The 22,542-nt window shown below is 74.0% G+C and carries 25 protein-coding genes; 13 read left to right on the plus strand and 12 right to left on the minus strand.

Features of this window, described 5'->3' with window-relative positions; all coding sequences use genetic code 11:
- Window position 1 precedes the first annotated feature (1 nt).
- From ABZ924_RS23390 to ABZ924_RS23405, 4 genes are all read right to left on the minus strand, one after another.
- Window positions 2-748 (minus strand): DUF6766 family protein, encoded by a 747-nt coding sequence (locus tag ABZ924_RS23390; RefSeq protein WP_361913002.1) that lies wholly within the window; start codon window positions 746-748, stop codon window positions 2-4.
- 81 nt (window positions 749-829) lie between these two features.
- Window positions 830-1,318, minus strand: a complete 489-nt coding sequence (locus tag ABZ924_RS23395) for a hypothetical protein (RefSeq protein WP_361913005.1) — start codon at window positions 1,316-1,318, stop codon at window positions 830-832.
- Between the two features lie 191 nt (window positions 1,319-1,509).
- Complete coding sequence (locus ABZ924_RS23400; RefSeq protein WP_361913008.1) at window positions 1,510-1,752, minus strand: DUF6480 family protein; 243 nt, start codon at window positions 1,750-1,752, stop codon at window positions 1,510-1,512.
- A 47-nt stretch (window positions 1,753-1,799) separates the two neighbouring features.
- Window positions 1,800-2,777, minus strand: a complete 978-nt coding sequence (locus ABZ924_RS23405; RefSeq protein WP_361913011.1) for a helix-turn-helix domain-containing protein — start codon at window positions 2,775-2,777, stop codon at window positions 1,800-1,802.
- A gap of 426 nt (window positions 2,778-3,203) precedes the next feature.
- On the opposite strand from ABZ924_RS23405, the gene ABZ924_RS23410 reads away from it, so the two are divergent.
- Together ABZ924_RS23410 and ABZ924_RS23415 are read left to right on the plus strand one after the other, a co-directional pair.
- Window positions 3,204-3,965: a GAF and ANTAR domain-containing protein gene (locus ABZ924_RS23410; protein WP_361913014.1), complete on the plus strand. Its 762-nt coding sequence runs from the start codon at window positions 3,204-3,206 to the stop codon at window positions 3,963-3,965.
- Between the two features lie 37 nt (window positions 3,966-4,002).
- Window positions 4,003-4,758 carry a GAF domain-containing protein gene (locus ABZ924_RS23415; protein WP_361913017.1) on the plus strand — a complete coding sequence of 252 codons (756 nt, stop codon included), beginning with the start codon at window positions 4,003-4,005 and terminating at the stop codon, window positions 4,756-4,758.
- 45 nt (window positions 4,759-4,803) lie between these two features.
- On the opposite strand, the gene ABZ924_RS23420 is transcribed toward ABZ924_RS23415, so the two are convergent.
- Entirely contained in the window at window positions 4,804-5,583 is a 780-nt protein-coding gene (locus ABZ924_RS23420; protein WP_361913019.1) for a VOC family protein, read from the minus strand.
- 186 nt (window positions 5,584-5,769) lie between these two features.
- On the opposite strand from ABZ924_RS23420, the gene ABZ924_RS23425 reads away from it, so the two are divergent.
- The gene (locus tag ABZ924_RS23425) at window positions 5,770-6,132 is read left to right on the plus strand and encodes a hypothetical protein (protein WP_361913022.1); all 363 of its coding nucleotides are present in this window, start codon (window positions 5,770-5,772) and stop codon (window positions 6,130-6,132) included.
- 65 nt (window positions 6,133-6,197) lie between these two features.
- On the opposite strand, the gene ABZ924_RS23430 is transcribed toward ABZ924_RS23425, so the two are convergent.
- On the minus strand, window positions 6,198-6,506 hold the full coding sequence (locus ABZ924_RS23430; RefSeq protein ID WP_361913024.1) for a hypothetical protein: 309 nt from the start codon (window positions 6,504-6,506) through the stop codon (window positions 6,198-6,200).
- A 256-nt stretch (window positions 6,507-6,762) separates the two neighbouring features.
- Here ABZ924_RS23430 and ABZ924_RS23435 point away from each other — a divergent pair, with 256 nt between their 5' ends.
- The 6 genes from ABZ924_RS23435 to ABZ924_RS23460 all read left to right on the plus strand — a co-directional run bounded on the left by ABZ924_RS23435 (window position 6,763) and on the right by ABZ924_RS23460 (window position 10,969).
- The gene (locus ABZ924_RS23435; protein WP_361913027.1) at window positions 6,763-7,953 is read left to right on the plus strand and encodes a zinc-dependent alcohol dehydrogenase; all 1,191 of its coding nucleotides are present in this window, start codon (window positions 6,763-6,765) and stop codon (window positions 7,951-7,953) included.
- A gap of 71 nt (window positions 7,954-8,024) precedes the next feature.
- A complete protein-coding gene (locus tag ABZ924_RS23440) occupies window positions 8,025-8,453 on the plus strand; it encodes an STAS domain-containing protein (RefSeq protein ID WP_361913030.1) in 429 nt (142 codons plus the stop codon).
- An 84-nt stretch (window positions 8,454-8,537) separates the two neighbouring features.
- The gene (locus ABZ924_RS23445; RefSeq protein WP_361913032.1) at window positions 8,538-9,089 is read left to right on the plus strand and encodes a hypothetical protein; all 552 of its coding nucleotides are present in this window, start codon (window positions 8,538-8,540) and stop codon (window positions 9,087-9,089) included.
- A 20-nt stretch (window positions 9,090-9,109) separates the two neighbouring features.
- Window positions 9,110-9,685 (plus strand): hypothetical protein, encoded by a 576-nt coding sequence (locus ABZ924_RS23450; protein ID WP_361913034.1) that lies wholly within the window; start codon window positions 9,110-9,112, stop codon window positions 9,683-9,685.
- A gap of 94 nt (window positions 9,686-9,779) precedes the next feature.
- On the plus strand, window positions 9,780-10,712 hold the full coding sequence (locus ABZ924_RS23455) for an endopeptidase (RefSeq protein WP_361913037.1): 933 nt from the start codon (window positions 9,780-9,782) through the stop codon (window positions 10,710-10,712).
- Window positions 10,709-10,969, plus strand: a complete 261-nt coding sequence (locus ABZ924_RS23460; RefSeq protein ID WP_361913039.1) for a carboxypeptidase-like regulatory domain-containing protein — start codon at window positions 10,709-10,711, stop codon at window positions 10,967-10,969. Before ABZ924_RS23455 ends, ABZ924_RS23460 begins: the two co-directional genes overlap by 4 nt.
- Window positions 10,970-11,026: 57 nt before the next feature.
- Here the strand turns inward: ABZ924_RS23460 and ABZ924_RS23465 are convergent, their stop codons facing one another.
- The 4 genes from ABZ924_RS23465 to ABZ924_RS23480 all read right to left on the minus strand — a co-directional run bounded on the left by ABZ924_RS23465 (window position 11,027) and on the right by ABZ924_RS23480 (window position 14,016).
- Entirely contained in the window at window positions 11,027-12,205 is a 1,179-nt protein-coding gene (locus ABZ924_RS23465; RefSeq protein ID WP_361913042.1) for a cytochrome P450, read from the minus strand.
- A complete protein-coding gene (locus ABZ924_RS23470; RefSeq protein ID WP_361913045.1) occupies window positions 12,202-12,903 on the minus strand; it encodes a tRNA-dependent cyclodipeptide synthase in 702 nt (233 codons plus the stop codon). Before ABZ924_RS23470 ends, ABZ924_RS23465 begins: the two co-directional genes overlap by 4 nt.
- A 315-nt stretch (window positions 12,904-13,218) precedes the next feature.
- Entirely contained in the window at window positions 13,219-13,515 is a 297-nt protein-coding gene (locus ABZ924_RS23475; protein ID WP_361913048.1) for an SHOCT domain-containing protein, read from the minus strand.
- A gap of 45 nt (window positions 13,516-13,560) precedes the next feature.
- A complete protein-coding gene (locus tag ABZ924_RS23480; RefSeq protein WP_361913051.1) occupies window positions 13,561-14,016 on the minus strand; it encodes a DUF6325 family protein in 456 nt (151 codons plus the stop codon).
- Window positions 14,017-14,191: 175 nt separating this feature from the next.
- Here ABZ924_RS23480 and ABZ924_RS23485 point away from each other — a divergent pair, with 175 nt between their 5' ends.
- Window positions 14,192-15,031 (plus strand): class II glutamine amidotransferase, encoded by an 840-nt coding sequence (locus ABZ924_RS23485; RefSeq protein ID WP_361913054.1) that lies wholly within the window; start codon window positions 14,192-14,194, stop codon window positions 15,029-15,031.
- A gap of 9 nt (window positions 15,032-15,040) precedes the next feature.
- Window positions 15,041-15,706, plus strand: coding sequence for a DUF308 domain-containing protein (locus ABZ924_RS23490; RefSeq protein WP_361913057.1), 666 nt, complete (start codon window positions 15,041-15,043; stop codon window positions 15,704-15,706).
- A 40-nt stretch (window positions 15,707-15,746) separates the two neighbouring features.
- Here the strand turns inward: ABZ924_RS23490 and ABZ924_RS23495 are convergent, their stop codons facing one another.
- On the minus strand, window positions 15,747-20,462 hold the full coding sequence (locus ABZ924_RS23495) for a CHAT domain-containing protein (protein ID WP_361913059.1): 4,716 nt from the start codon (window positions 20,460-20,462) through the stop codon (window positions 15,747-15,749).
- A 38-nt stretch (window positions 20,463-20,500) separates the two neighbouring features.
- On the opposite strand from ABZ924_RS23495, the gene ABZ924_RS23500 reads away from it, so the two are divergent.
- Together ABZ924_RS23500 and ABZ924_RS23505 are read left to right on the plus strand one after the other, a co-directional pair.
- Window positions 20,501-20,941 carry a hypothetical protein gene (locus ABZ924_RS23500; RefSeq protein WP_361913062.1) on the plus strand — a complete coding sequence of 147 codons (441 nt, stop codon included), beginning with the start codon at window positions 20,501-20,503 and terminating at the stop codon, window positions 20,939-20,941.
- Window positions 20,938-21,747 (plus strand): hypothetical protein, encoded by an 810-nt coding sequence (locus ABZ924_RS23505; protein ID WP_361913065.1) that lies wholly within the window; start codon window positions 20,938-20,940, stop codon window positions 21,745-21,747. Before ABZ924_RS23500 ends, ABZ924_RS23505 begins: the two co-directional genes overlap by 4 nt.
- Window positions 21,748-21,775: 28 nt before the next feature.
- Here the strand turns inward: ABZ924_RS23505 and ABZ924_RS23510 are convergent, their stop codons facing one another.
- Window positions 21,776-22,471: a hypothetical protein gene (locus ABZ924_RS23510; RefSeq protein ID WP_361913107.1), complete on the minus strand. Its 696-nt coding sequence runs from the start codon at window positions 22,469-22,471 to the stop codon at window positions 21,776-21,778.
- Window positions 22,472-22,542 lie beyond the last annotated feature (71 nt).

Genomic DNA, 22,542 nt, shown 5'->3' on the forward strand with positions numbered 1-22,542 from the left:
ATCAGCCCTCCACACCGGTCGCCGTGTGGGGGGCGCCGACCGGCTTGGACTCCGGGGAGCCGCGCTGGCGCAGGTACACCGACAGGATGACCATGGCGGCGACCGCCAGCAGCTCCGACTGCCAGTTCTGCAGCGACCGGTTCCAGAAGTCGGGCGTGCCGAGGTACGCAGCCCAGGAGACCGGATCCTCGAGCTGCCGCAGCTGCTGCTCGTCGTAGGCGGCCCGCCCCGCGATCGACTGGGCGAGCCAGGACAGCACGAACAGACCGCCCATCACCAGCCCCAGGGAGCGGGAGTAGAGGCGCTGGCGCCAGTCCTTCGTACGCGCCCAGCGCGGCGAGTCCGAACCGGCGTGGTCGCCCATCCGCTGCTCGCGCTCGCTCTCGGTGCCCGTTTTGTGGACCTCCTTGGACTCCGGCGATCCGCGCTGCACCAGCCACACGGTGCCGAAGATGTAGAGGAAGAACTGGAGGAACTCCGACTGCCAGTTCTCGGTGACGTCGACGGCGAAGTCCGAGGACGCGAGGTACTGGAGCAGGCTGATCTGCTGCAGCCCGTCCACGCCGAGCTGCTCGTTGAACTCCGCCCGCCCGGAGAGCGCCTGGCCGGCCAAGACGACGAGGAAGGCGGCGCCGAAGGCCAGCGTGAGGCTGTTGTCGTGCCAAAAGCCGCCCCGGCGGCCGCGTTCCCCGTCCTGTTCCCCGCCCTGGCCGTCCCGTCCTTGGTTCCGGTCCTGTTCCGCGTTCAACGGTGCATCGCTCCGATCGCGATGAAGTAGCCGAGCCCGCCCACGATCAGGACCAGGCACGCCACGAAGAGGAAGCGCATGTCAGTTGCCTTTCACGGCGCATCGGTACGGCTCGTCCGCCTCGGGCCGGCACCCCGCGGCGACGACCCGCCAGCCGCCGTCGAACCGGGAGAGGAAGAGGGTGTCCTCCTCCAGCCGGACCATCGCCTGCCGTCCGTACACCTCCGTTCCGCGCACGGTACGGGTCCGGGCACCGGGGAGGTCCTGGCCGGCGAGGGCCGAGGCGCAAGGTTTCTGCTCGCCCTCCTCCAGCTCCTGACGGGTGCCGGGTGCCAGCAGGGCGCAGGCGGCGCGGAAGTCGTCCCCCGCCACGGCCCGTGCGAAGGCGAGGGCGGAGCTCTGGGCTCCGTTCACCCGCGGGGCGGAGGCTCCACAGCCGGAGACCAGCACAGCGGCCGCCAGCGCGAGGAGCAGGTGCGGGACGGTCCGCCCGGGGCGGGGAGGGCAGGGGCGGCCGTGACGGTCGAGACGGCCGTTACGGCCGGCCCCGGGGATGTCGGCTGGGTCCATCGGCCCCTTCCTGGGGTTGCGGCGGCGTGGGCGGGCACCTGCGGGCGCCACCTCCTACGTATGCCGCAGGGAGCCGCCGCGATGCCCGCGGGCGCCGCCCAACACACCGGAACACCCCCGCTCGGTCCAGTCCGAGGTCCGGTCCGAGGGGCGTCCCGGGGATCCGTTTCTTCCTGGCCGTCCGCCAGGGATCACATGGCGACGATGACGGCGTAGGCGAGGAAGAACAGGGCGACGGCGACGGCGAGCACGACGATGAGCACGAGCGGGCCGCGGGCCCAGCCCCGCTTCAGGGGGCGGTGGGGGCCCGCACCCGTGCCGGTGCTCGCCTCGGCCGGGGGCGTCTCGCCCGGGGGGACGCTGCCGCCGGGGGTGAGTCCGGTCGTGCGGCTCGGGTCGGGATCGGGGTTGCTGGTGGGACCGTATCCGTTCATACCCGGCGGCTCCCCGCAACGGCTGCGGATATGCCTGCGGGGCAGGGTCAGCTGTGCAGGGTGACGCTCGGTGGGACGCCGTAGACCTCCCGGTAGGCGGCGGCGAACCGGCCCGTGTGTCCGAAGCCCCAGCGGGCGGCGACGGTGGTCACCGTCGCACCGCCCCCGGTATCGGCGGCGAGGAGGTCCTCGTGGGCGCGTTCCAGGCGGACGCGGCGCAGATAGGCCAGCGGGGTGGTGCCGGCGTGCCGGCGGAACGCGTACTGCAGGGCGCGCGGGGTGACGTGGGCGGCCGCGGCGATGTGCCCGAGGCCGATCTGCGCATGGGCGTTCTCCTCGATGAACACCACCGCGCGGCGCAGGGCGTCGGGGGTGGCGTCGAGCCCGTCGGCCGGGAGCGGCCCGCCGGTGAGGTTGTTGGAGAAGACGGCGAGGGCGGTCGCCGCCAGCAGGCGGCCGGTCTCGGCCACCAGCAGCGGGGGGATCCCCGCTGCCGCGGCGGAACCGAGGACGCGCCGGGCGTACTCGCAACTGCCCCGCCAGAGCCGCGCGGCCCGGGCGTCGACGGGCCCGGGCGCGGTGAAGCGGACGTGCAGCGGCTGCAGGCCGTCGGGGACCTGCGCCGCCTCGCGCAGCAGTGGGACGGCCAGGGCCGTCACCTCGAGCACCGCCGAGCGGGCGGCCAGCCGCTGTGGAGCGGCGGCCACGGCGACGAAGGGCCGGCCGGGCCCGAGGTCGCAGCCGGGGGAGAGGGTAAGGGCTCCCCGGTGCAGCTGGACGATCAGCACCGGGCCGTCCGGGTCGGGTTCGACGGTGAGCTCCCCGTCCAGCCGGAGCTCGTCGAGCCGGTAGGCGCCGCAGTCGATCCGGGTGTGGCGTACGGTCACGGCCCCGGCGCCGGGGACGGCCTCGACGCGAGCCCCGTAGGCAGCACACAGGTGCGCGCACGCCGAGGCGGTGTCGCGGTCGGCGAACCGGTGCCGGGTCACCTGGGCGGGCGGTGCTCCTGTACGGGCGGAAGCCATCGGTCCCCTGCGTTCCTGGGCGGGACCCGCCGGGCCGGCGGGCGGCTCCGGTCGCCGCCGTACGCGCCCCGGCGTTCTCGCGGCTGTACGGCGCCTACCGGACGGTGGTGGTTCAGACCCCTGGGGGGCGTCGGGCCATTTTCGCTTCCGGTACGCCCCGGGCGGCCACAGCGGCCGGGAAGGGGGGGCGCGTGTCCGCAGGACGAAGCCGCCCGCCGCTCCCCGGAAGGACGGTCGGGAACCCGAGGCGGCTGCCCGGCGGGGGTGTGGGCGGCAGCGCGGGGGGCAGGTGCAGGGGACAGCTTGACACCCGGAAACCGGCAGGCGCCTGCGTGACGACGTGACGACCTCTCCCGACCGGTGCTCCGGGTACTGTTGTCGATCAGCGGCAAGCGCCGGGGCGGCAACGGCTGGGAGGTGAGCGCTGTGGCCCACAAACCCCCCGTACCGGGCGGTGCCGGCGGAGGCGCCTTCCGGGGAGCCCACGGCGACATCATGCGCACGTTCGTGCGGGCCCTCGACGGCGTGCCCTCCGACCGCATGCCCTCCCGGCTGTGCGAGGCGATGCTCGGTCTGCTGCCGGTGAAGGGTCTGGCGGTGAGCATGATGGGCGACGGCGGCTACGCGACGACGCTGTGCGCGAGCGACCGTACCGCCAGCCGCCTCGTGGAGATCCAGTTCACCCTGGGCGAGGGGCCGGGAGTGCGGGCCGCAGAGGTGTTCGCCCCCGTGCTGGCCCCGGATCTCGCCGGCGGGGCCGATGTCCGCCGGTGGCCGCTGTTCGCCCCCCAGGCCGTCGAGGCGGGCGCCCGCGCGGTGTACTCGGTGCCGCTGGGCAACTCCACCGTCGTCGTCGGCACCCTCGACCTGTACCGGGACGCCCCGGGTATGCTCAATGCATCGGACCTGCGCGTGGCCATGCTGGCCGCGGACGCCATCACGCTGCTGCTGGCCACCTTCGACCACACCCCGACCCCCGGAGAAGGGGTCGCGGCCTGGCTCTACGAGGTCGAGAACTATCGGGCCGAGGTGTACCAGGCAGCCGGAATGATCATGGTTCAGCTCGGGCTCGGGGCCGACGAGGCGCTGGCGCTGCTCCGTGCCCGCGCCTTCCGCGAGGGTCGCACGGCAACCGCGGTCGCCCGCGATGTGATCAGCCACTCCACCGACTTCAGCCAGAATGACTAGCCAGGCGCGCACAGGCGACGGGAAGCAGGCGATCGAGATGACCCGCGAGCGAGAACTGGCCAGGGCCTTCGTCAGCCTCGCCGACACCCTGGCGCCCGGCTTCGACCCCTTGCGCCTGTTCGACGAACTCGTCACCCAGTGCGTCGCCCTGCTGGACGCAAACGCCGGCGGCGTCCTCATGGGCGATGCCAGGGGCGGTCTGCGGGTCATGGCCGCGTCCCACGAGGAGGCGGCCCAGCTGGAGCTGCTCCAGCTCACCGGGGACGGCGGCCCCTGCGTCGACTGCTACCTGAGCGGCGAGCCGCTCGCCGTGCCCGATCTCGGCGCGGAGCGCGAGCGCTGGCCGGAGCTCGTCGAGGCGGCGCTCGCCGTCGGCTACCGCTCCGCCCACACCGTCCCGCTGCGCCTGCACACGCTGACCATCGGCGCCCTCAACCTCTTCCGCCGGGAGCCCGGCCTGATCTCGCCGGCGGATGCGGACCTCGCACAGGCGCTCGCCGACTCGGCCGCCCTGTCCCTGCTGCACTGGACGTCGGAGCCGGCCGCCGACGGCGAGATCCTGGTCAGGACCCAGGCCGCCATCGCGTACAAGAACACCTTGGAGATCGCCAAGGGCATGATCGCCCAGTACGCCGACGTGCCGGTGGCCGAGGCCTCGCGCATCCTGCGCGCGTACGCGGCCGGGCAGGCCGACTCGCTGGCCCGGATCGTCCGGGCGCTGGTGGATCGGACCCTCGATCCGGCCGAGGTCGCCGCCGAGGGCGTCAGTGCGGCCGGGACACCGGGAGCGTAGCCGGCGGCGCGCTGCGCCCGGGCCCGGGAGGTGCGGGGGCGAGGTTCAGGAAGGTGCCTGGTCGAGCGTGAACAGGGCACCGTCCGGGTCCTGCAGCGTCACCCGGCGCTGCTCCAGGGAGCCGGTGTCCTCCACCACGGTGCCGCCGTGGTCCAGCGCCGCGGCGAGAGCCGCGTCCAGTGCGGTGCAGCGGAAGTGCACCAGCCAGCGGGGCCGGCGCTGAGGCTGCGGAGAGGCGGCCTCGACCGGGCCGCTGTCCAGCCGGGCGACGGCCTCGCCGTCCTGGCGGAGCACCACCCGGTCCTCCTCGTACGAGACCTCGCAGCAGCCGGCCTCGTTGTCGAGCCACTCCAGCACCTCTCCGTAGAAGAGCGCGGCGTCGAACGCGTCCCGCGTGTGGAGTTCCAGCCAGACCGGGGCACCGGACTCGCCGACCTTCCAGCCGGCGGTCACCTGGCCCTCCCAGAGCCCGAACACCGCGCCCTCCCGGTCGGACGCGAGCGCGGCCCGGCCCCGGGGCGGGTACGGGACCGGCCCGACCCCCACGGTGCCGCCGCGCTCGCGCACCCGGGCGACCGCCGCGTCCGCGTCGGCGACGGCGAAGTACGCCGTCCAGGCCACCGGGACCGCCAGCTGGGCGGCGACCTCGGCGATGCCCGCGACGGGCACGCCGTCCCGTTCGGCCACGGTGATCGCCCGGCCCAGCCCGGACGGCCGGTACGACCAGCCGAGCACGGCCCCGTAGAAGCGTTCGGCCGCCTTCCGGTCGCGCGCCGCCAGACTCAGCCAGCAGGGCGCACCCACCACGTCCGTGGACACCAGCACCCGCGCTCACCTTCCTCCTCGTGCTGGGGGCCTCGACCCGCCCCGTCCCCCGTGCCGCGGGCGTCTACCCCGCCCGCGTGGTCCCACGCAGAACGGCCGGTACGGAGCGCCGCGGCGGGGGCAGGCGGATGCTGGAGGAGGGCCTGGAGCCCCGCCAGGTCCGAGAGACCCCGAGAGGAGCCCGCCATGAGCAGCACAGAGGTGACCGTGGTGATCAGCGACTGCGCGGAGGAGGACGCCCGGGTCGTGCTGGCAGCCCTGGGAGGGGCTTTCACGACCGAGAAGTCGACGCCGCGCCCGGGCACCGGGGCAGCGAAGGCCACCACGGTCTGGACCTCCGTCTACGACGTCGCCGACCCGCGCGGGCGGGCAGCGCAGGGCCCCGCCCGGCTCGCGCACCCCGTGACCCTCGAGGCCCAGGGCGGCTACCGGGCGGTGGACCGCGTCCTGGCCGAGCTCGACTCGGCCTTCGTGATCGACGCGGTGGGGACCGCGGCGGGCGACCAGGAGAAGGACGTCCACGTACGGCTCCACGGCCGCGAGGCCTGAAGCCCCGTCCGGCACCTCAAAGCCGAGGCGGTCCGGGGCGGGACTCCAGGCCCGTCGGGACCGGCCTAATGCCCGGCCCCGCGCCGCTTCGGCGGGTTCGCCCCGTGGCCGGTCTCCCCGGCGGTGCCCTCCGTGGGCGCCACGGTGGGGGCGCTCTTGTCCCGGGAGTCCCGCTGGGCCCGCGGGCTCGGTGACAGCGCGTCCGCGGCCTCGCCCTCCTCGCCCCGTACGTCCTTGGCGCGGTCGGCGCCGGGCCCCGTACGGCCGCGGCCCGCCGACGGGGCCCGGCGCCGGCTCTGCGGGCTGTCGTCGTCGAGGGGAACTCCTCCGGCTCCGCCCTGCTCCATGTCGTCCATCGGCGCCATCTCGTCCATGGCCTCGCTCCTTCCTGGCCTCCGGCTCCCGGCCCCGCGGCCCGGCTCGCCGGTGTTCCGCCGTGCGTGTACCCGCCCGCGCCGCTCTCATGGGCCGGTCCCGGCCGGTCGTCCGCCCCGTACGCACGGCGGCGGTGCCCGTGCGCATGGCGGGGGTGAGGGCGGGCACGCGCAGGGGGCACGACCACCCTTCCCCCGCTGTCCGGCGCCGGCGCGCCGACAGCCGCCGCACCCCGCCGCGAGGAGGACGACCACCATGCGCGCACTGACCTGGCAGGGCCGCGAGGACGTCAGGGTCGAGACCGTTCCCGACCCCGCCGTCCAGGACCCCACCGACATCGTCGTCAAGGTGACGACCACCGGCATCTGCGGTTCGGACCTGCACCTGTACTCCGTGCTCGGCGCCTACCTCGAACCGGGCGACATCCTCGGCCACGAGGCCATGGGCACCGTCGAGGAGACCGGACCCGAGGTCCGCACCCTCACCCCGGGCGACCGCGTCGTCGTTCCGTTCAACATCTCCTGCGGCACCTGCTTCATGTGCGGCCGGGGCCTGCACTCCCAGTGCGAGACCACCCAGGTACGCGAACACGGCAAGGGCGCCGCCCTGTTCGGCTACACCAAGCTCTACGGGCAGGTCCCCGGCGGGCAGGCCGAGTACCTGCGCGTGCCGTTCGGCGACACCCTGCCCGTGAAGGTGCCGAGCGGCCCGCCCGACGAACGCTTCGTCTACCTATCCGACGTCCTGCCGACGGCGTGGCAGGCCGTGGAGTACGCGGCACTGCCGCCCGGAGGCTCGCTGACGGTGCTCGGCCTCGGCCCCATCGGGCAGATGGCGGCCCGTATCGCACTGCACCGCGGCGCCGGCCTCGTCATCGGCGTCGACCTGGTCGACGCCCGCCTGGACAAGGCCCGCTCCCTCGGCGTGCACACCCTGGACCTGCGCGAACTCTCCGACAACGGCTCCCTGAGCGCGGCCGTCGCGGACCTCACGGACGGGCGCGGCAGCGACTCCGTCATCGACGCGGTCGGCATGGAGGCCCACGGGTCGACCGCCGCCTCCCTGGCCCAGAAGGCCACCGCGATGCTGCCCGACGCCCTCGCCCGCCCGCTGATGGAACACCTCGGCGTCGACCGCATGGGCGCCCTCCACGCGGGCATCGACCTGGTCCGGCGGGGCGGCACCCTCTCCGTCTCCGGGGTCTACGGCGGAGCCGTCGACCCCATGCCGCTGCTGACCATGTTCGACAAGCAGATCCAGATGCGCATGGGCCAGGCCAACGTCCGCGCCTGGACGGACGACATCCTGCCCCTGCTCACCGACGCCGATCCGCTCGGCGTCGAGGGCTTCGCCACCCACACCGTTCCGCTGGAGGAGGCGCCCCAGGCGTACGCCCGCTTCCAGGCGAAGGAAGACGGGATGATCAAGACGCTGCTCGTCCCCTGAACCGCGCCGGGCCCGGCGGGCGAATGGTCCGCGGGGACCGGGGTAGGCGCCCTGCGAGTGTGGAGGTGCCCATGGCAACGGCTTCCGGACCGGTACCGGTGGACCCGGCGGGGCGCGGGCGGCTGCGAGGGCCGTCGGCCGCCGAGCGGTTCTCCGTCGAGGTGCGGCCCTCGGACGGGGTCGTCGTGCTCCTGCTCTCGGGGGAACTCGACCACGACACGGCCGACCCGCTGCGGCAGGCCCTGGCCGCCGCGCTGGCGGGAGCCGGCCCGGCCCGGTTGGTGGTCGACTGCGGCGGGCTGCGGTTCTGCGATTCGACGGGCCTGAACGTACTGCTGCGGGCCCGGATGGCGGCCCGGGCGGCGGGAGGGGGGCTGGAGGTGGCCGCGCTGCCCCGTCCGGTGGCCCGGATGTTCCGCCTCACCGGCGCCGACCAGGTCTTCCGCGTGCACCCGGACCTCGAGGCCGCACTGCACGACTCGGACCGGACGCGGACCTGACCCGAGTTCCCGGCGTCCGGGTTTGCCGGGGGCCGCCAGGGGCAGGCGCCGCAGGAGTACGGACGCGAGCCCCTGGAGGACGCGATGTCAACGGGAACCCTGCTGGCCATCATCATCCCCTGCGCCGTCGTGCTGATCGCACTTGGCGTGACCCTGTGGATGCTGGCCCGCCGTCGCCGCCTGCAGCGGGAGTTCGGACCCGAGTACGGGCGCACCGTGGAGCAGACGGGAGGGTCGCTCGCGGCCGACCGCGAGCTGCAGAGCCGCCGGCAGCGGCACGACGAACTGGACATCAAGCAGCTGCCCGTGGACCTCAGGCGGGAGTACGCCGACCGGTGGAGCCGGGTCCAGGAACGCTTCGTCGACGAGCCCGAGAGCGCGGTCGCCCAGGCCGATGACCTGGTGACCCGCCTGATGCGGGACCGCGGCTATCCGACGGACGGGTACGAGCAGATGGTGAACGACCTCTCGGTCGAGCACAGCCGGACCCTGGACCACTACCGCAGCGCGCACGCGGTGAAGGCCCGCACCGGAGGCGGCCAGGCCACGACCGAGGAACTGCGCGGGGCGATGGTCCACTACCGGGCGCTCTTCGACGAGCTGTTGATGCCTCCCCGGTCGGGGACGGACGAGTGAATGGCGAATGAGTGAGCACCATGCGAGACGAAATCCACACCGACAGCGGTGAGCTGACGACCAAGGACCTGGCCGAGCCGGGCACTTCGGACGATGCGGCGGCCGGCGGCTCCGCGGACTACCCCGCCTACCCCGGCGAGGCGACTCCGGAGGACGGCCGCCTGTCGGGCAGCACCTCCACCGACGAAGCCGCCAGGGACGAGGAGACCTCCGCCGACGAGGGCGCCTCCGCCGACGAGGGCGCCCGCCTCGACGAGAGCGCGTCCGCCGACCAGGACACCTCCGGCGGCAACGCGTCCGTGGCCGAGACCAGCACGGCCGCGGACGAGGAACCGCTGATGCCGGAGTCCGAGGCGGGTGACTTCCGCGACCAGTGGACCCGCATCCAGGGCGGCTTCGTGGACGACCCCAAGGAGTCCGTCCGTGCGGCCGACGCCCTCGTCGCCTCCGTCATGCAGCACCTGGCCGGCACGTTCTCCTCCCACAAGGAATCCCTGGAGCAGCAGTGGCAGAGCGGCGGCGAAGTGGCCACCGAGGACCTCCGCCTGGCGCTCCAGCGCTACCGTTCCTTCTTCAACCGCCTGCTGAGCACCTGAGCACCGGGCCCTCGCCGCGCCCGCCGCGTGGCGATCAACGGGACATCGGCTTTTCATGGTCCCTGGGGGCGTATTCGCACCCAGGGAGATTCCCATGCCGAACGGAAATCCGCACACGCCTGTCTCCAACCAGCCCAAGGAGCACACCACCGTCATCCCGGAGCAGCCCGTCTTCGAAGGGCCGTCCGAGGGCGTGCAGGGCAATCCCACCCCGTTCACTTCCGACGGCCTCGAGCAGGTACCAGGCCACACCCGGACCGAGTTCGACGCCGCACCGCCCGAGACATGGGTGGCACCGGCCGCCGTACTGCCGGACATCGGGCAGGCGTCCTTCGGGCCGCCCGAGGTCCTGGAGACGGTGCACGGGCCCGACGACCGGGTCCAGATCACGGACACCACCAACTATCCGTGGCGGGCGCACGCGTCGCTGCTCATCACCGCCGCGGACAACTCGCAGTGGATCGGCACCGGCTGGTTCATAGGCCCGCACACGCTGGCCACGGCGGGACACGTCGTCCACATCAAGAACAGCGGGGTCCCGGGGCGGGACGGCTGGGTCAAGAGCATCCAGGTCATGCCCGGCCGCAACGGCACGACCCTGCCCTTCGGCTCGGTCACGAGCACCAACTTCCGCTCCGTCACCGGCTGGACCAGTACCGGGGACGAGAACTTCGACTACGGCGCCATCATCATCCCCACCGAACTGGGCGCCACCACCGGATGGTTCGGCTTCGGGGTCTGGCCCGACGCCGACCTGCTCAAGACGTCCGCCAACATCTCCGGCTACCCGGGCGACAAGCCCCCGGGAACCCAGTGGTACGACGGCCGGGGCATCAGCTCGGTGAACCCGCTGAAGGTCTTCTACGACATCGACACCTTCGGCGGACAGAGCGGCAGCGCGGTCTACCGCATCCACAACGGCGGCCGGTACGGCATCGCAGTCCACGCCTACGGCGGCGCGGTGACCAACTCCGGGACGCGCATCACCAAGGCCGTCTACGACAACCTGCTGCTCTGGAAGCAATGACCTCCCACACCCTCGGCGGCGTGGTGCTCGACGCGCACGGCGATCCGGCGGCGGGCGTTACCGTCGCCCTCGCCGGCGGGCCGGGGCCCTTCCCCGACATCGCCGCCCTGACGGGCGCCGACGGCCGGTTCTCGTTCGCGGTGTCCACCGCGGGCGTCTACACGGTGCAGTGCCTGGCCCCGGACGGCAGGAGCGCCCGGGGCCAAGCCGAAGCCGTGGCCGGGACCGGAGCACCACTGGTGCTCCGGCTCGGCTGAGGCGGGCCCGAAGGCCCGCCCTGGTGCCCACGGGGGAGGGCGCCAGGGCGGGTCCGGCTACCACATGACGGGCAGGCGCTCCGGCAGCCGCTTCATGAACCCGGTGCGCCACACCAGCTGCTCCACGGGGACGGCCAGCCGCAGCTTGGGCATCGCCTCGAGCACGGCCGTGAGGCCGATCTCGGCGTGCTTCTTGCCCAGCGCCGTGGCCGGGCAGTAGTGCGAACCGCCGCCGAAGGAGAAGTGCGCGGAGGAGTTCTCCCGGTGGAAGTCCAGCACGTGCGGGTTGGGGAAGACCGCCGGGTCGAAGTTGGCGCCCTCCGGCAGGACGAGGATCAGCTCGCCCGCCCGGACCTCCTGGCCGCCGAGGACGGTGTCCTCCATGGCCAGCCGGGGCAGCCCGTCGCCGATGGACAGGTTGATGCGCAGCAGCTCGTCCACGGCCTTCGGCATGAGCTCCGGCTGCGCGGCGAGCTGGTCGAGCTCGTCGGGGTGCGTCAGCAGCGTGACCATGGCCATCGCGAGGAAGCCCGCCGTGGAGATGACGCCGGCGCCGAAGAGGGTCACGCCGACGGTGGCGAACATCTCGTCGGAGACGTGCGCGTACTCGGGGGTGCCGCGCAGCGCCGCGAGGTCACCGATCAGCCCGCCGGTGGTGTCGTCCAGCCGGTCCTTCATGTAAGCGATGTCCCGGTCCCAGTGGAGCCGGGCGGCGGGGATCTCGGTCGCCGAGTTCATGAACGCGATCGACAGGGACTCCGACAGCAGCGCGGAGTCCTCCAGCGGTATGCCCAGCATGTGGCAGTGCAGCGCCTCGCTGAACGGGTCCGTGAACATGGTGCGGATGTCCACGGGCGCCCCGTGCCTGAGCATCTTCTCGACGAGCTCGGCGGCGTACGAGCGCATGAACTCCTGCAGGCCGGGGGCCTTGGGGTTGATGGCCTTCATGACGGCCTTGCGCAGCCCCGCGCCGGTGATGTTGCCCATGTTGTTGACGACCTCGGGCGGGATCGTCAGGGCGTACTGGCGCGGCACACCGGGGTCGGAGGTGTTCTTCAGGCTGAACCGGTCGTCCTCCAGCACCTGCTTGACCAGCTCGTACGAGGAGACCAGCCAGGCCTCGGCACCGGCGATGGTGCGGACCTTGGTGATCGGCGGCAACTCCTGGACCTCGGTGGGCAGCTGGGTGCCGTCCCACGTGAAGGGGAAGTCGAGGATCGTCTCGGCGGTGGTCAACGGAGGTCTCCTTCGGCGGGGGTCACGATGGCGTGGCCTTGGTTGCGGGAAGCCCGCAGGCCGGCGCCGCGCGAGTAGAGCAGGTCGGCCATGGGCAGGGCCGCGTGGTAGCAGTTCAGCGAGGAGGGCACGCCCATGATGGCGGGCGTGTCCAGGAACAGCGGGGCCTCGGCGGACACGTAGTCGATGCACACCTGGCGCTGGCGCTCGGTCGGAGTTCCCCCGTCCAGCACCTTGGACGAAAGGAAGATGTCGACCAGGGCGTTGCAGGTCTCGCGGAAGGCGGGATCGGTGTCGAGCCGCGCGGTGAGGTCGGTGTGGATGCGGCGGTACGCGGGGATGTCGCGCAGCGCCGACATCGGCCGCCCGCGCAGCCGTTCGCCGGTCGGGTCGGTCTCGGCGACGGCGGCGGTCACCTTGGCGCGGACTCCGCGGAGGTTCTTGACGGCCTTGCGGCGGGCGTCGTCCTCCGTGTAGCCGAGGGCCTCGTACATCTCGGCCACGTACAAGTCCGTATAGATGAGGTCGACTTGCTCGAAGTTCTCGAGCCCCCAGAGCGCCAGGTCCTGTACGCGCTGGGCGGAGAAGTAGGAGTTGCCCGGGCTGATGCCGATGACGGCGTGGGCGCGTTCGTCGGCGATGACCTGGCAGTGCGGCGTGTAGGGCTCGACCGCGAACGCAGAAGTGGTTGTGGTCATGGATGTTGGTTGCATCCCTGACGCCGCAATTCCCCAAGTGGGCTCCCTGCCCAGGGTGCGGCGGCGTCGGCGACAACCTACACAGTGTGATCGTCTTGTCGCCACACGTCGTCCATATGTCGAAAGCTGTTCACGTGCGGACAAGATCGCGTTCACATGGGCGGACGGTTTCGTTCCGGAAGACGGCCCGCATGTCGACCCGCATACCGGCCGTCCGACCGGTCGACGCCGCCTCCGTTCAAGGCCGTTCGCCCAGCGGGTCGTTGGCGCGCACTTCTTCCGCTTCCGCCGCCGTGCGGGCCTCGTGGCGGTCGGTCAGCTGTTGAGGATCCGGGCCTTCTGCGCGGCGAACTCCTCCTCGGTGAGGATGCCCTGCGCCTTGAGCTCCGAGAGCTCCTTGAGCTGGCCGATCTTGTCGTCCATGCCGACCGCGGCCGGTGCGGCGGGGGCGGGGGGCGGCGGGGCCTGGGGCGGCGCGGCGTAGACCTGCTGCTGTTCCTCGGCCTGCTGGGCCCAGCGGCCCGCCTGGCGGCGGGAGACACGGTTGGAGACGGCGGTGGCCGTTCCGGCGACGACGGCGGTGCGTGCGACGCCGCGAAGGAGTCCGGGCATGGTTGCCTGCCTTGGTCGGGGGCGGATGGGGAGGCGCGAGGGGCGTCAGCCGGCGGACTCGAGCGCGTCGAGCGCGTCGATCACGTCCTGGACCGGCACGCGCCCGCTCGCGATCATCCTGGCGTCGGCACGGCGCAGAGCGGCGGCCAGGGGCGCGGCCCACAGGTTCTCGTAGAGGAGCACGGCGGCGGAATCCCCCGGCTGGAGGAGGGACCCGGCCTCGGAGAGGTCTTCCTCGCCGAGCAGTCCCGAGGAGACCCCTTCGAAGACGGTGAGGTCGGGCCGGCCGTCACCCGTCACGTCGGCGATCTCCAAGCCGCGCACCGTGCCGTCCTCGTCCTTCATGAAGAAGGCCAGGTCGAGGATCCGGATGATTCCGCGGTCCACCAGGTCGACCAGCAGGGGCATCCCCTCACCGGTCAGGTGGCTGCCCGGGAACTCGACAACCAGGTAGTCGATGGGACCCAGCTCGTGGACCGGGTCGGTGGTTTCTCTGGTCACGTCCACTCCTGTCGCAAGGCCCGTAACGGGTCCGGGGCACCTCACACGGCCACGAGCGTAGGCACCGGCGCGGCGGCGGGGGATCACCCCCGGCGGGTGATGCAGGGGCCCGGGGGCGCACCGATGATCGAAGACCAGAGGTCTTCACATGACCACGGAAACGGAGTGATCGACCATGTGCCGGTGGCTCGCCTACTCGGGAACGCCCCTGCTCCTCGACACGATCCTCTACCGGCCCAAGCATTCGCTGATCGATCAGAGCCTCCACGCGCGCATGGGTGTCGAGACGACGAACGGCGACGGGTTCGGCATCGGCTGGTACGCACCGGAGTCCGGCAACGAGACGCCCGCGATCCTGCGTGACATCGGGCCCGCGTGGAACAACCGCAACCTGCGCGAGATCGCCCAGCACGTGAAGTCCCACCTGCTCTTCGCGCACATCAGGGCCTCTACCGGCACGGCAGTGCAGCAGACGAACTGCCACCCCTTCCGGCACGGCCGCTGGATGTGGATGCACAACGGCTCCGTCAAGGGCTTCCACGAGATGCGCAGGGAGCTGTCCCTGGCCGTCGACCCCGCGCTCTTCCTGGACATCGAGGGCACCACGGACTCGGAGGTGATGTTCTTCCTCGCCATGACCCTCGGCCTGGAGGAGGACCCGCCGGAGGCGGTGGCCCGGATGGTCGGCCTGCTGGAGCAGACCGGCCGCGAGCACGGCATTCAAGCCCCCGTGCAGATGACCGTCGCCGTGACGAACGGCACCACGGTGTGGGCCTTCCGCTACGCCAGCGAGGGAGTCGCCCGCTCGCTCTACTACAGCACCAAGGTGGACTCGCTGCGGGCGCTGCACCCCGACGCCACATACCTCCAGGAGCTGTCCGAAGACACCCGGCTCGTCGTGTCGGAGCCCCTGGGGGACCTTCCCGGTGCCTGGAACGAGGTGCCGGACCACAGCTACGGGATCGTGCACGGGGGCCACGACTCGCTCCACGAGTTCGCCCCGGTCCGGCCCTGAGGAGGAGCCATGACCATGCCTGGACAACCGGAGCCCGGACAGGGACCGGAACGACCGGAACGACCGGAACGACCGGAACCGCCCCCCGACCGCGCGTATGAGGAAGTGGGCGCAGCCGTACGGACCGACCCCTTCGGCGGGCTGGCGGTCCTGGGAGCCTCGTGGAAGTGGGCCCTGGGCTCGGCGATCGTCACCCTGGTCGCCGGCATCCTCGTCCTGGTGTGGCCGGACGAGACCCTGCACATCCTGGCCGTCATCATCGGGCTTTACCTGCTGGTGGCGGGCGTGTTCCGGTTCGTGTCGGCGTTCTCCCGGCAGGAGCACGGCGAGCGGTGGCCGACGCTCCTCGGGGCGGTGGTGTTCGTCGTCGCGGGAGTGCTGTGCCTGCGCGGACCACAGCAGACCATCACCTTCCTCGCGCTGGTCGTCGGCATGGTGTGGCTCGTCTCCGGCATGCTGGGCGCCTGCCGCGCCGTCGTGGTCAAGGACCTCCCGCACCGCGGCTTCACCTTCGGCGTGGCCCTGCTCGGCGTCGTCGCGGGCATCGTCGTCCTGTGCCTGCCGCTCGAGTCCGCGGTCGCCCTGACCAGGCTGCTCGGCCTGTGGCTCGTCCTGCTCGGCGTGGCGGAGCTGGTCGCCGTGTTCGCCCTGCGCTCGGCCGTGCGGCGCGCCTGACGTCCGGCACGCCGCGGGTGAACGGGGCAGGCCCCGGGCCTCACGGCCCGAAGTGGACGTACGAGGCCCAGGCCAGCGGGCGGTACGGGTCCTCGCGGCGGATCCGGGCGACCGCCTCGTGCAGGGCGTACGGGGCGCGCGAGGGGTCGAGGGAGCCCGCACCGTCGGCGAGCGCCCCGTACAGCAGGTCCGCCACCCGCCGGGCGGTGTCGTCGCCCACCGTCCAGAGCGTGGACACGACCTGGCGGAAGTTGCCGAGCAACAGGGCGCCGGCCAGGTGGATCGCCTCGTTGGGCAGGTCGGTTCCGCCGACGGCCGTCTGACAGGCCGACAGCACCGCCAGCTCCGCCGACGCCAGGTCCAGTCGGGCCAGGTCCGTCACCGTGAGCGGCCCGTCGTGCAGGTACAGCGCCCCCAGCGCCGGGTCGGCCAGGTTCTGCCCGCCGTGGCAGGCGAAGTGCACGCACGGGTGCGAGCCGAGCAGCTCCAGGACCCGGCCGCGGGTGGCGTCCGCGCCGGAGAGCAGGGTGTGCCCGGCGGGGAAGCGCCGGCCCAGGTCCTCGGCCTCCCGGCGCACGCCGGGCAGCGCCGCCAGGGAGGGCGCGTACGCCGGCCGGTCGGAGACCGCCGCCAGCAGCAGCCGGCGCGGCCGGCCCCCCTCGACCCGCCCCTCCCGCCCGGCGCGGGCAGCCCGGGCCAGGGCGCGCAGCGTCGGCATGTACGAGGACACCACCCGCTCGGCGACGGCGTCGTCCGGGCGCTCGTCGTCGAGGTCGTGGTAGCCGGCCGCGTGCACCGGCAGCAGGGCCAGCGGCCCCGTGGCGCACCACCACAGCCGCCCGCCCCGCCACGCCGCCGCCCCGGAGGAGTCCAGGACGGGCGCGGCCACTGCGTCCCACAGCCACTCCAGGGTGTCCAGCACCGTCTGCTGTACGGGTCCGGCCGCAGCACCCGGCCGGCCGAGGCGGTCCACCGCGGCCAGATAGCGCTCCGTACGCCTCTGTGCCTCCTCCGCGTCCAGGGCGGGCAGCGGCACAAGCCGGACCCGCCCGGGCTCCACCACCAGTGCGTCACAGCGGAAGCGGCTGACGTTGACGAGGACGAGCGGGCCGCCCGCGGTCGCCTGCGACAGCTCGGCGAACGGCACCGGCAGCATGAAGTACGCGAAGCCGGGCCGCGACCGGATCTCCGTCACCAGTGCGTCCCACTCGCGGGCCAGTCGACGCTGCCGCTGCGCGGAGTCGGCGGCGCCCGGGCCGGCCGCCTCGGCCTCCTGCTCCAGCCCGGCCCGCAGGGCCACGAACCGGTCGGCCAGCTCCGGGTGCGCCCCCGCCAGTTCGCTCAGGTCGGTGCGGGAGTCCAGGGCCTGCCCCCACAGCACGGAGCGGCCCTGGTCGAGGAGTTCCACGGCCTCCTCCAGCCGCCCGCAGGCGATGGCGCAGGCCGCGGCCTCCGTCGCCACGGACGAGCGCGGCGCCAGCAGCCTCTCCCGGTCCCCGCGGTCCAGGCCGCGCCAGGCCGTCAGCGGCAGCAGCTCGACGGCCGCGGCGAAGCCGTCCGCGGCGGCCTCCCAGCCGGCCGTGCCCTCGGCTGCCCGCCGGGCCGCGAACGCCCCCCAGCGCACCGCCGCCTCCAGCCGCTCGTGCGGCGGCGAGGTCAGGCACTGCACCGCCTCGGCGTACCCGTCCAGTGCCGAAGCGGCATCCTGCTCGACCGCCGCGTCCCCGCCGCGCCCCCGCAGGACACTGCGGTCGGCCAGCATCGAGGCCAGGGACAGCAGCGCGTGCGCACGCCGCGGCGAGGCGGGGGGCAGCCCGTCGGCCACGGTCTGCGCGTGCCCGACCGCGGCGTCGAGATCGCCCGGGTCGTCGTGGAGCAGCGCCCGGTCCCACAGGGCGAGGGCGAGGTTGCCGTGCGCGATGTCGTCGGGGTGCTCCGCGGTCTCCAGGGCGAGCGCCTGCCGTCCGTACGCGACCGCCTCGTCGAGGTCGGCGGGTGCGGCGCGCACCAGGTAGCGGCTCCGCAGCCGGTTGCACAGGGCGGGCAGGGCGGTGCGCAGCAGCTCCTCGACCGCCGGTCCCGACATCTTCCGCGTCTCGTCCAGCACCCGGCGGCCCAGCTCGATCGACTGGTCCAGGTCCGCGGTGGCGCCGGCGTACCGGTAGCGCAGCACCAGCACCGTGCCCAGCGTCATCAGCCGCGAGCAGTGCGCGACCCGGTCGTACGGCTCGTCCGCCTCGACCGCCCGCCGGGCGGCGGCCACCGCCTCGTCCAGGTCGCCGCCGGCCCCGTCGCGCTCGAAGCGGCGTACGTAGGCCGCGGCCAGCGCCGACAGCTCCGCGCCCCGCTCGGGCTCCGGCTGCAGCAGGGCGCCGAAGCGTCCGTCCGCGGCGGCGCGCAGCTCCTCGGCGCCGGCGTCCGGCATCCCGAGCAGGATCCGCAGCTGCTGCAGGTGGGAGTCGGGGCCGTACGCACCGACGCGCAGGTGCTCCACGGCCCGGTCCAGGTCCGCCGGATCGCCCGCCTCCTCGAAGCGGCGCAGCAGCAGCGACCCGAGGCGCGCCTCGACGGAAGGGCGGCGCGGGTGGTCGGCCGGCATGCCCTCCAGCACGCGCCGGCCGAGGTCGACGGCCGGGTCGAGCAGCGCCGGATCGCCGGTCGCCTGGTAGCGCTCCAGGGCCTCCTTCAGGCGGTGCTCGTACCGGAGGACCGCGGCGGACCCGGCTCCCTGGCGGCCCGCCTCCTCGGGCGGCACGCCGGGCTCCTCGTGCGGCGAGATGAACTCCAGGTTCCGGTAGAACGGGTCGAGGCCCTCCTCCCGCTCCCGGTGTTCCCGCAGGCGCGCCGTGGCGGTCTCCAGCAGGGTGCTGACCTCCTCCCGGCGCCCGTCGCCCGCGGGGAGGACGGAGGCCAGCGCGGAGAGGCAGGCGTGGGCCTGCCGCAGGTCGTACTCGCTGCCCGTGGACTCCTGGCGCATCATCAGGGCGAAGCCGAGGTTCCGCGCGGTCTGCAGGTACTGCTCCCCGGGCGGCTGCACCAGGGACAGGGCACTGCGCAGCCGTTCGACGCCCTCGTCGAGGTCGGCCGTGGACCGGGACGCATCGCCGGCGCGCAGCCGCCACCGCGTCATCAGGTTCGATCCGAGGCTGTGCAGGCAGTGCCACTGCTGGTCGGGCCGGGGCGGGCGCAGGCCGACGAGTTCGCGGTAGAGGGCGATCGCGGAGTCCACGTCCGCCGCGTCCCCCGCCCGCAGGTACCGGGCCTCGGTGGCCTGTGCCAGCACCAGCAGGTACGCCACCTGGTTGGCGGGATCCCCGATGTGGCGCAGGCGTACGGCCTCCCGTGCGAACAGCAGGGTCGCCTCCAGGTCCGCCGCGTCGGCGGTGCCCGTCCGGTACCGGGCCAGCAGGGCGGTGGCCAGGAGGGCGCTGTACGGGCCCCGGTCGGCGAAGTCCTCGGGCAGCTCGGCCAGGGCCTGGCCCAGCAGCTCGATGCCCCGGTCGCGGGCGAGCGGATCGTGCTGCTCCCGGGCCCGCAGGACCATCAACCGCGCCTGCTCGGCCCGCTGGTGGGCCGTGGGCGGCTCCGGTCGCGGCGCGGGCACCTGCGGTGCGAGCGTGCGGCGCTCCTGCCGCAGCGACGCCAGCAGCTCCGCCCACTGCGCGGCCTCGTGCCGGTCCGCCAGTCCGTCCGGGGCCGTGGCCGACTCCACCGCGCCGATCGCGCCGTCGAGGTCCGCGGGGTCCCCGGTGACCTCCCGGCGGTGGTGGTACGCCGACGCCAGGGACGTGAAGATCCCGCCGCGCGAGGTGCGTTCGGGCGCGACCCCCGCGTCGACGGCGGACCGCAGCAGGGCGATCGCCTCGTCGAGGTCCTCGAGCGCCTGCGTGTGCCGGTACCGGAGGTGCAGTGCGCCGCCCAACTGGGCCAGGGCGTCCACCCGTTCGGGGCTCCGCTCCGGCCGGACCGCCAGCAGCTTGCGGCACACCTCCACCAGGACCGCCACGTTCCCCGGGGTGTCGTCGAGGACGCTCAGGCGGGTCAGCGTCGCGCCGAGCGTCAGGAGGTACCCGTCGCGGTCCCGTCCGGCCGCCGGCGCCCGGGCCAGCGCCTCCCGGCCCCAGGCGACGGCGTCGTCGAGGAAGCCCCTAGCGCCCGTCCGTTCGAAGTGCTCCAGCAGCCCGGCGGCGAGCGCCACGCACAGCGGCCCGCCGTACTCGTGGCCCCTCGGGAGGTCGGACACCGCGTTGCGCAGGGCGATCAGGGCCGCCAGGTCGTCCTGGCCCTCCTGCCGCGCCACGTCCCTCAGCACGAGGGCCGACTGCGCCCGGCTGACCGGATCGGCGCCGAACTCGACGGCCAGCTCCCACAGTCGGGGGTCGACCGCCTCCGGAGCGACGTCGTGCCGCAGGGCGACGAGCCGTACGGTGGTCCCCAGGTCCGGCAGCGGGCTCTGTAACCTGAGGTCCTGCGCCTGCGCCACCCGCAGCCGCCCCACGTGCAGCACGGCCCGCGCCCGCGGCTCGGACCCCGGTGGCGCTCCGGCGGCCGCAGCCAGCAACTCCTCGGCGTCCGCCTCGAGTCGGCGGTCCTGGAGGGCCTCGGTCCGCCCGGACCCCAGGTACTCCCGCACCGCCTCGTCGATCCTGTCCTGCGCGCTGCCCCGCCGACGCCGCCACATGGCCCGCTGCCCCTCCCCGCCGCCGAAGACCACCGTAGCCCCGTGCCGCGGGACGCTGCCAGTGGGTAGTCTCACCACGGATCGGGCGGCGCGGCCGGAGGGGGCGGGAGCAGGTGGCGGCGGAGGAACCGGCAGGGCAGCCGACGGGGCAACCCACGGAAACGGAGGCGCTGGCCCTGTGGTGCAGCCGCCTCGCCGCCCTGCGCGAGCAGGCACGCGTGACGGGCGTCTCCGAGCGGCTGGAGCGCGATGCGGCCCGGGTCCGCGAGGGCGGCTCCGCGCAGCGCGCCGTACGCAAGTGGCTGCAAGGCCAGGCGGGTTCGGCCGCCCCCGACACGCCGCAGCGCAGTTGGTCGCAGGCCCCGGGCTCCGGCGCCGCGATGGTCGGCTTCCCCGGATCCCCGCGCACACCGTCCGCGGGCGCCGGCCGGTACGGCTGCCCCAGCGGCCGCTGCGCGCGGACCGCCGGACGCGATGCGCAGGGCCACGTCCCGCTCTGCCACGCCTACGGCGCGGCCATGCGGCCCCTCGCCGCCCCGGCCGACTCCGCGTGATCACCGGCATCCTCGCCGAGGTCGGCCGGCACGTCAGCAGCCGCTGGTTCCGCTCGGTCCTGCTGCCCGGTCTGCTGCTGGTGCTCCTCGCCGCCGCGGGCCGCCACCTCGGCCACGCGCACGCCCTCGACACCGGCTCCCTCGCCGTCCGGCTGGACGCCCTCGCAGGGCGCTGGCGCTCCGCACCCGTCCGGGCGGCCGTGGACCTCGCGGTGCTGCTGCTCGCCGCGGGACTCGCCGGCACGGTGGCCGGCGTACTGGGCCGCGCCCTCGAACGGGTCTGGCTGTATCCGGGGGAGTGGGGGGCCGGACGGCGCCGGCGCCGGGCGCTGCGGGCCGCCGAGCGGCGGGACGGGGCGGTGGTCGAGGCGTACCTGCCGCGGCGTCCCACCTGGATGGGCGACCGGGTGCGGCTGGTGGAGGCCCGGATCCGCGCCCAGTACTGGTTCGACGCGGCCGCTGCCTGGCCGCGGGTGTGGCTGCTCGTCGCCGAGGAGGTGCGTGCGCCCGTGGTGGCGGCCCGCGCCACCTTCGCCGAGGCCGTCACCCTCGCCGGATGGGGCTGCCTCTACCTGCTCACCGGGCTGTGGTGGTGGCCCGCGCTGATCGCCGGCACGTGCGTGGCCCTGGCGGGGTGGCGGCGCTCGCGCGCGGCGCTGGAGGAGTTCACCACCCTGATCGAGGCGGTGCTCGACCTCCACCACCGGGCCCTGGCCGAAGCCCTGGGCGTGCCGCTGGGGCCTTCGGGGATCACCGAGACCGAGGGCCGCGCCGTGGACGACATCCTGCGCAAGGGCGGCGACTGACGGCGAGTGACCCGGCGGCCTGCGCCGCCTATACCGTCTTCACCTGTGCCTGAGCCTGCGCTTGGGCCTGCGCCTGCGCCTGCGCCTGGGCCTGCAGCGTCGTGGGCGCCGACGCCGTCGACGGCGTGCCGGCGGCCACCGGGCCGGCCGCCGGGGGCAGCGCGAACAGGCGCAGGAAGAACTGGGCGAGCGGTCCGATGGCCAGCGCGTACGCGACCGTGCCCACGCCGACGGTGCCGCCGAGGAGGAACCCGGCCGCGAGGACCGTCACCTCGATCCCGGTCCGCACCAGCCGCAGCGACCGCCCGGTCCGGTGGTGCAGCCCGGTCATCAGGCCGTCGCGGGGGCCGGGCCCGAAGGCGGCGGCGATGTAGAGGCCGGTGGCGACGCCGTTGAGGACGATGCCCGCCGCGAGCATGCCGGCCTGGAGCGCGACGCCGTGCACACCGGGCACCACCGCGAGCGTGGCGTCCATGGACAGCCCGACGGCGAACACGTTGGACACGGTGCCGAGCCCGGGCCGCTGCCGCATCGGCACCCACAGCAGCAGCACCAGCGCACCCACCGCCACGGAGACGGTGCCGATGCTCCACCCGGTGAGCTCGGCGAGCCCCTGGTGGAAGACGTCCCACGGGTCCAGGCCCAGCCCCGCCCGCACCAGGAGCGCCGAGCTCGCGCCGTACAGGGCGAGGCCCGCGTAGAGCTGGAGGAGCCGGCGGGCCAGACGCCCGGTGGGGCGTGCGGAGGTGGAGGTGCCCGAGGTGCCGGGGGTGCCGGGAGTGGCGGAGGCGGAGC

It is taken from the genome of Streptomyces sp. NPDC046876, assembly GCF_040645035.1.
Lineage (GTDB): Bacteria > Actinomycetota > Actinomycetes > Streptomycetales > Streptomycetaceae > Streptomyces.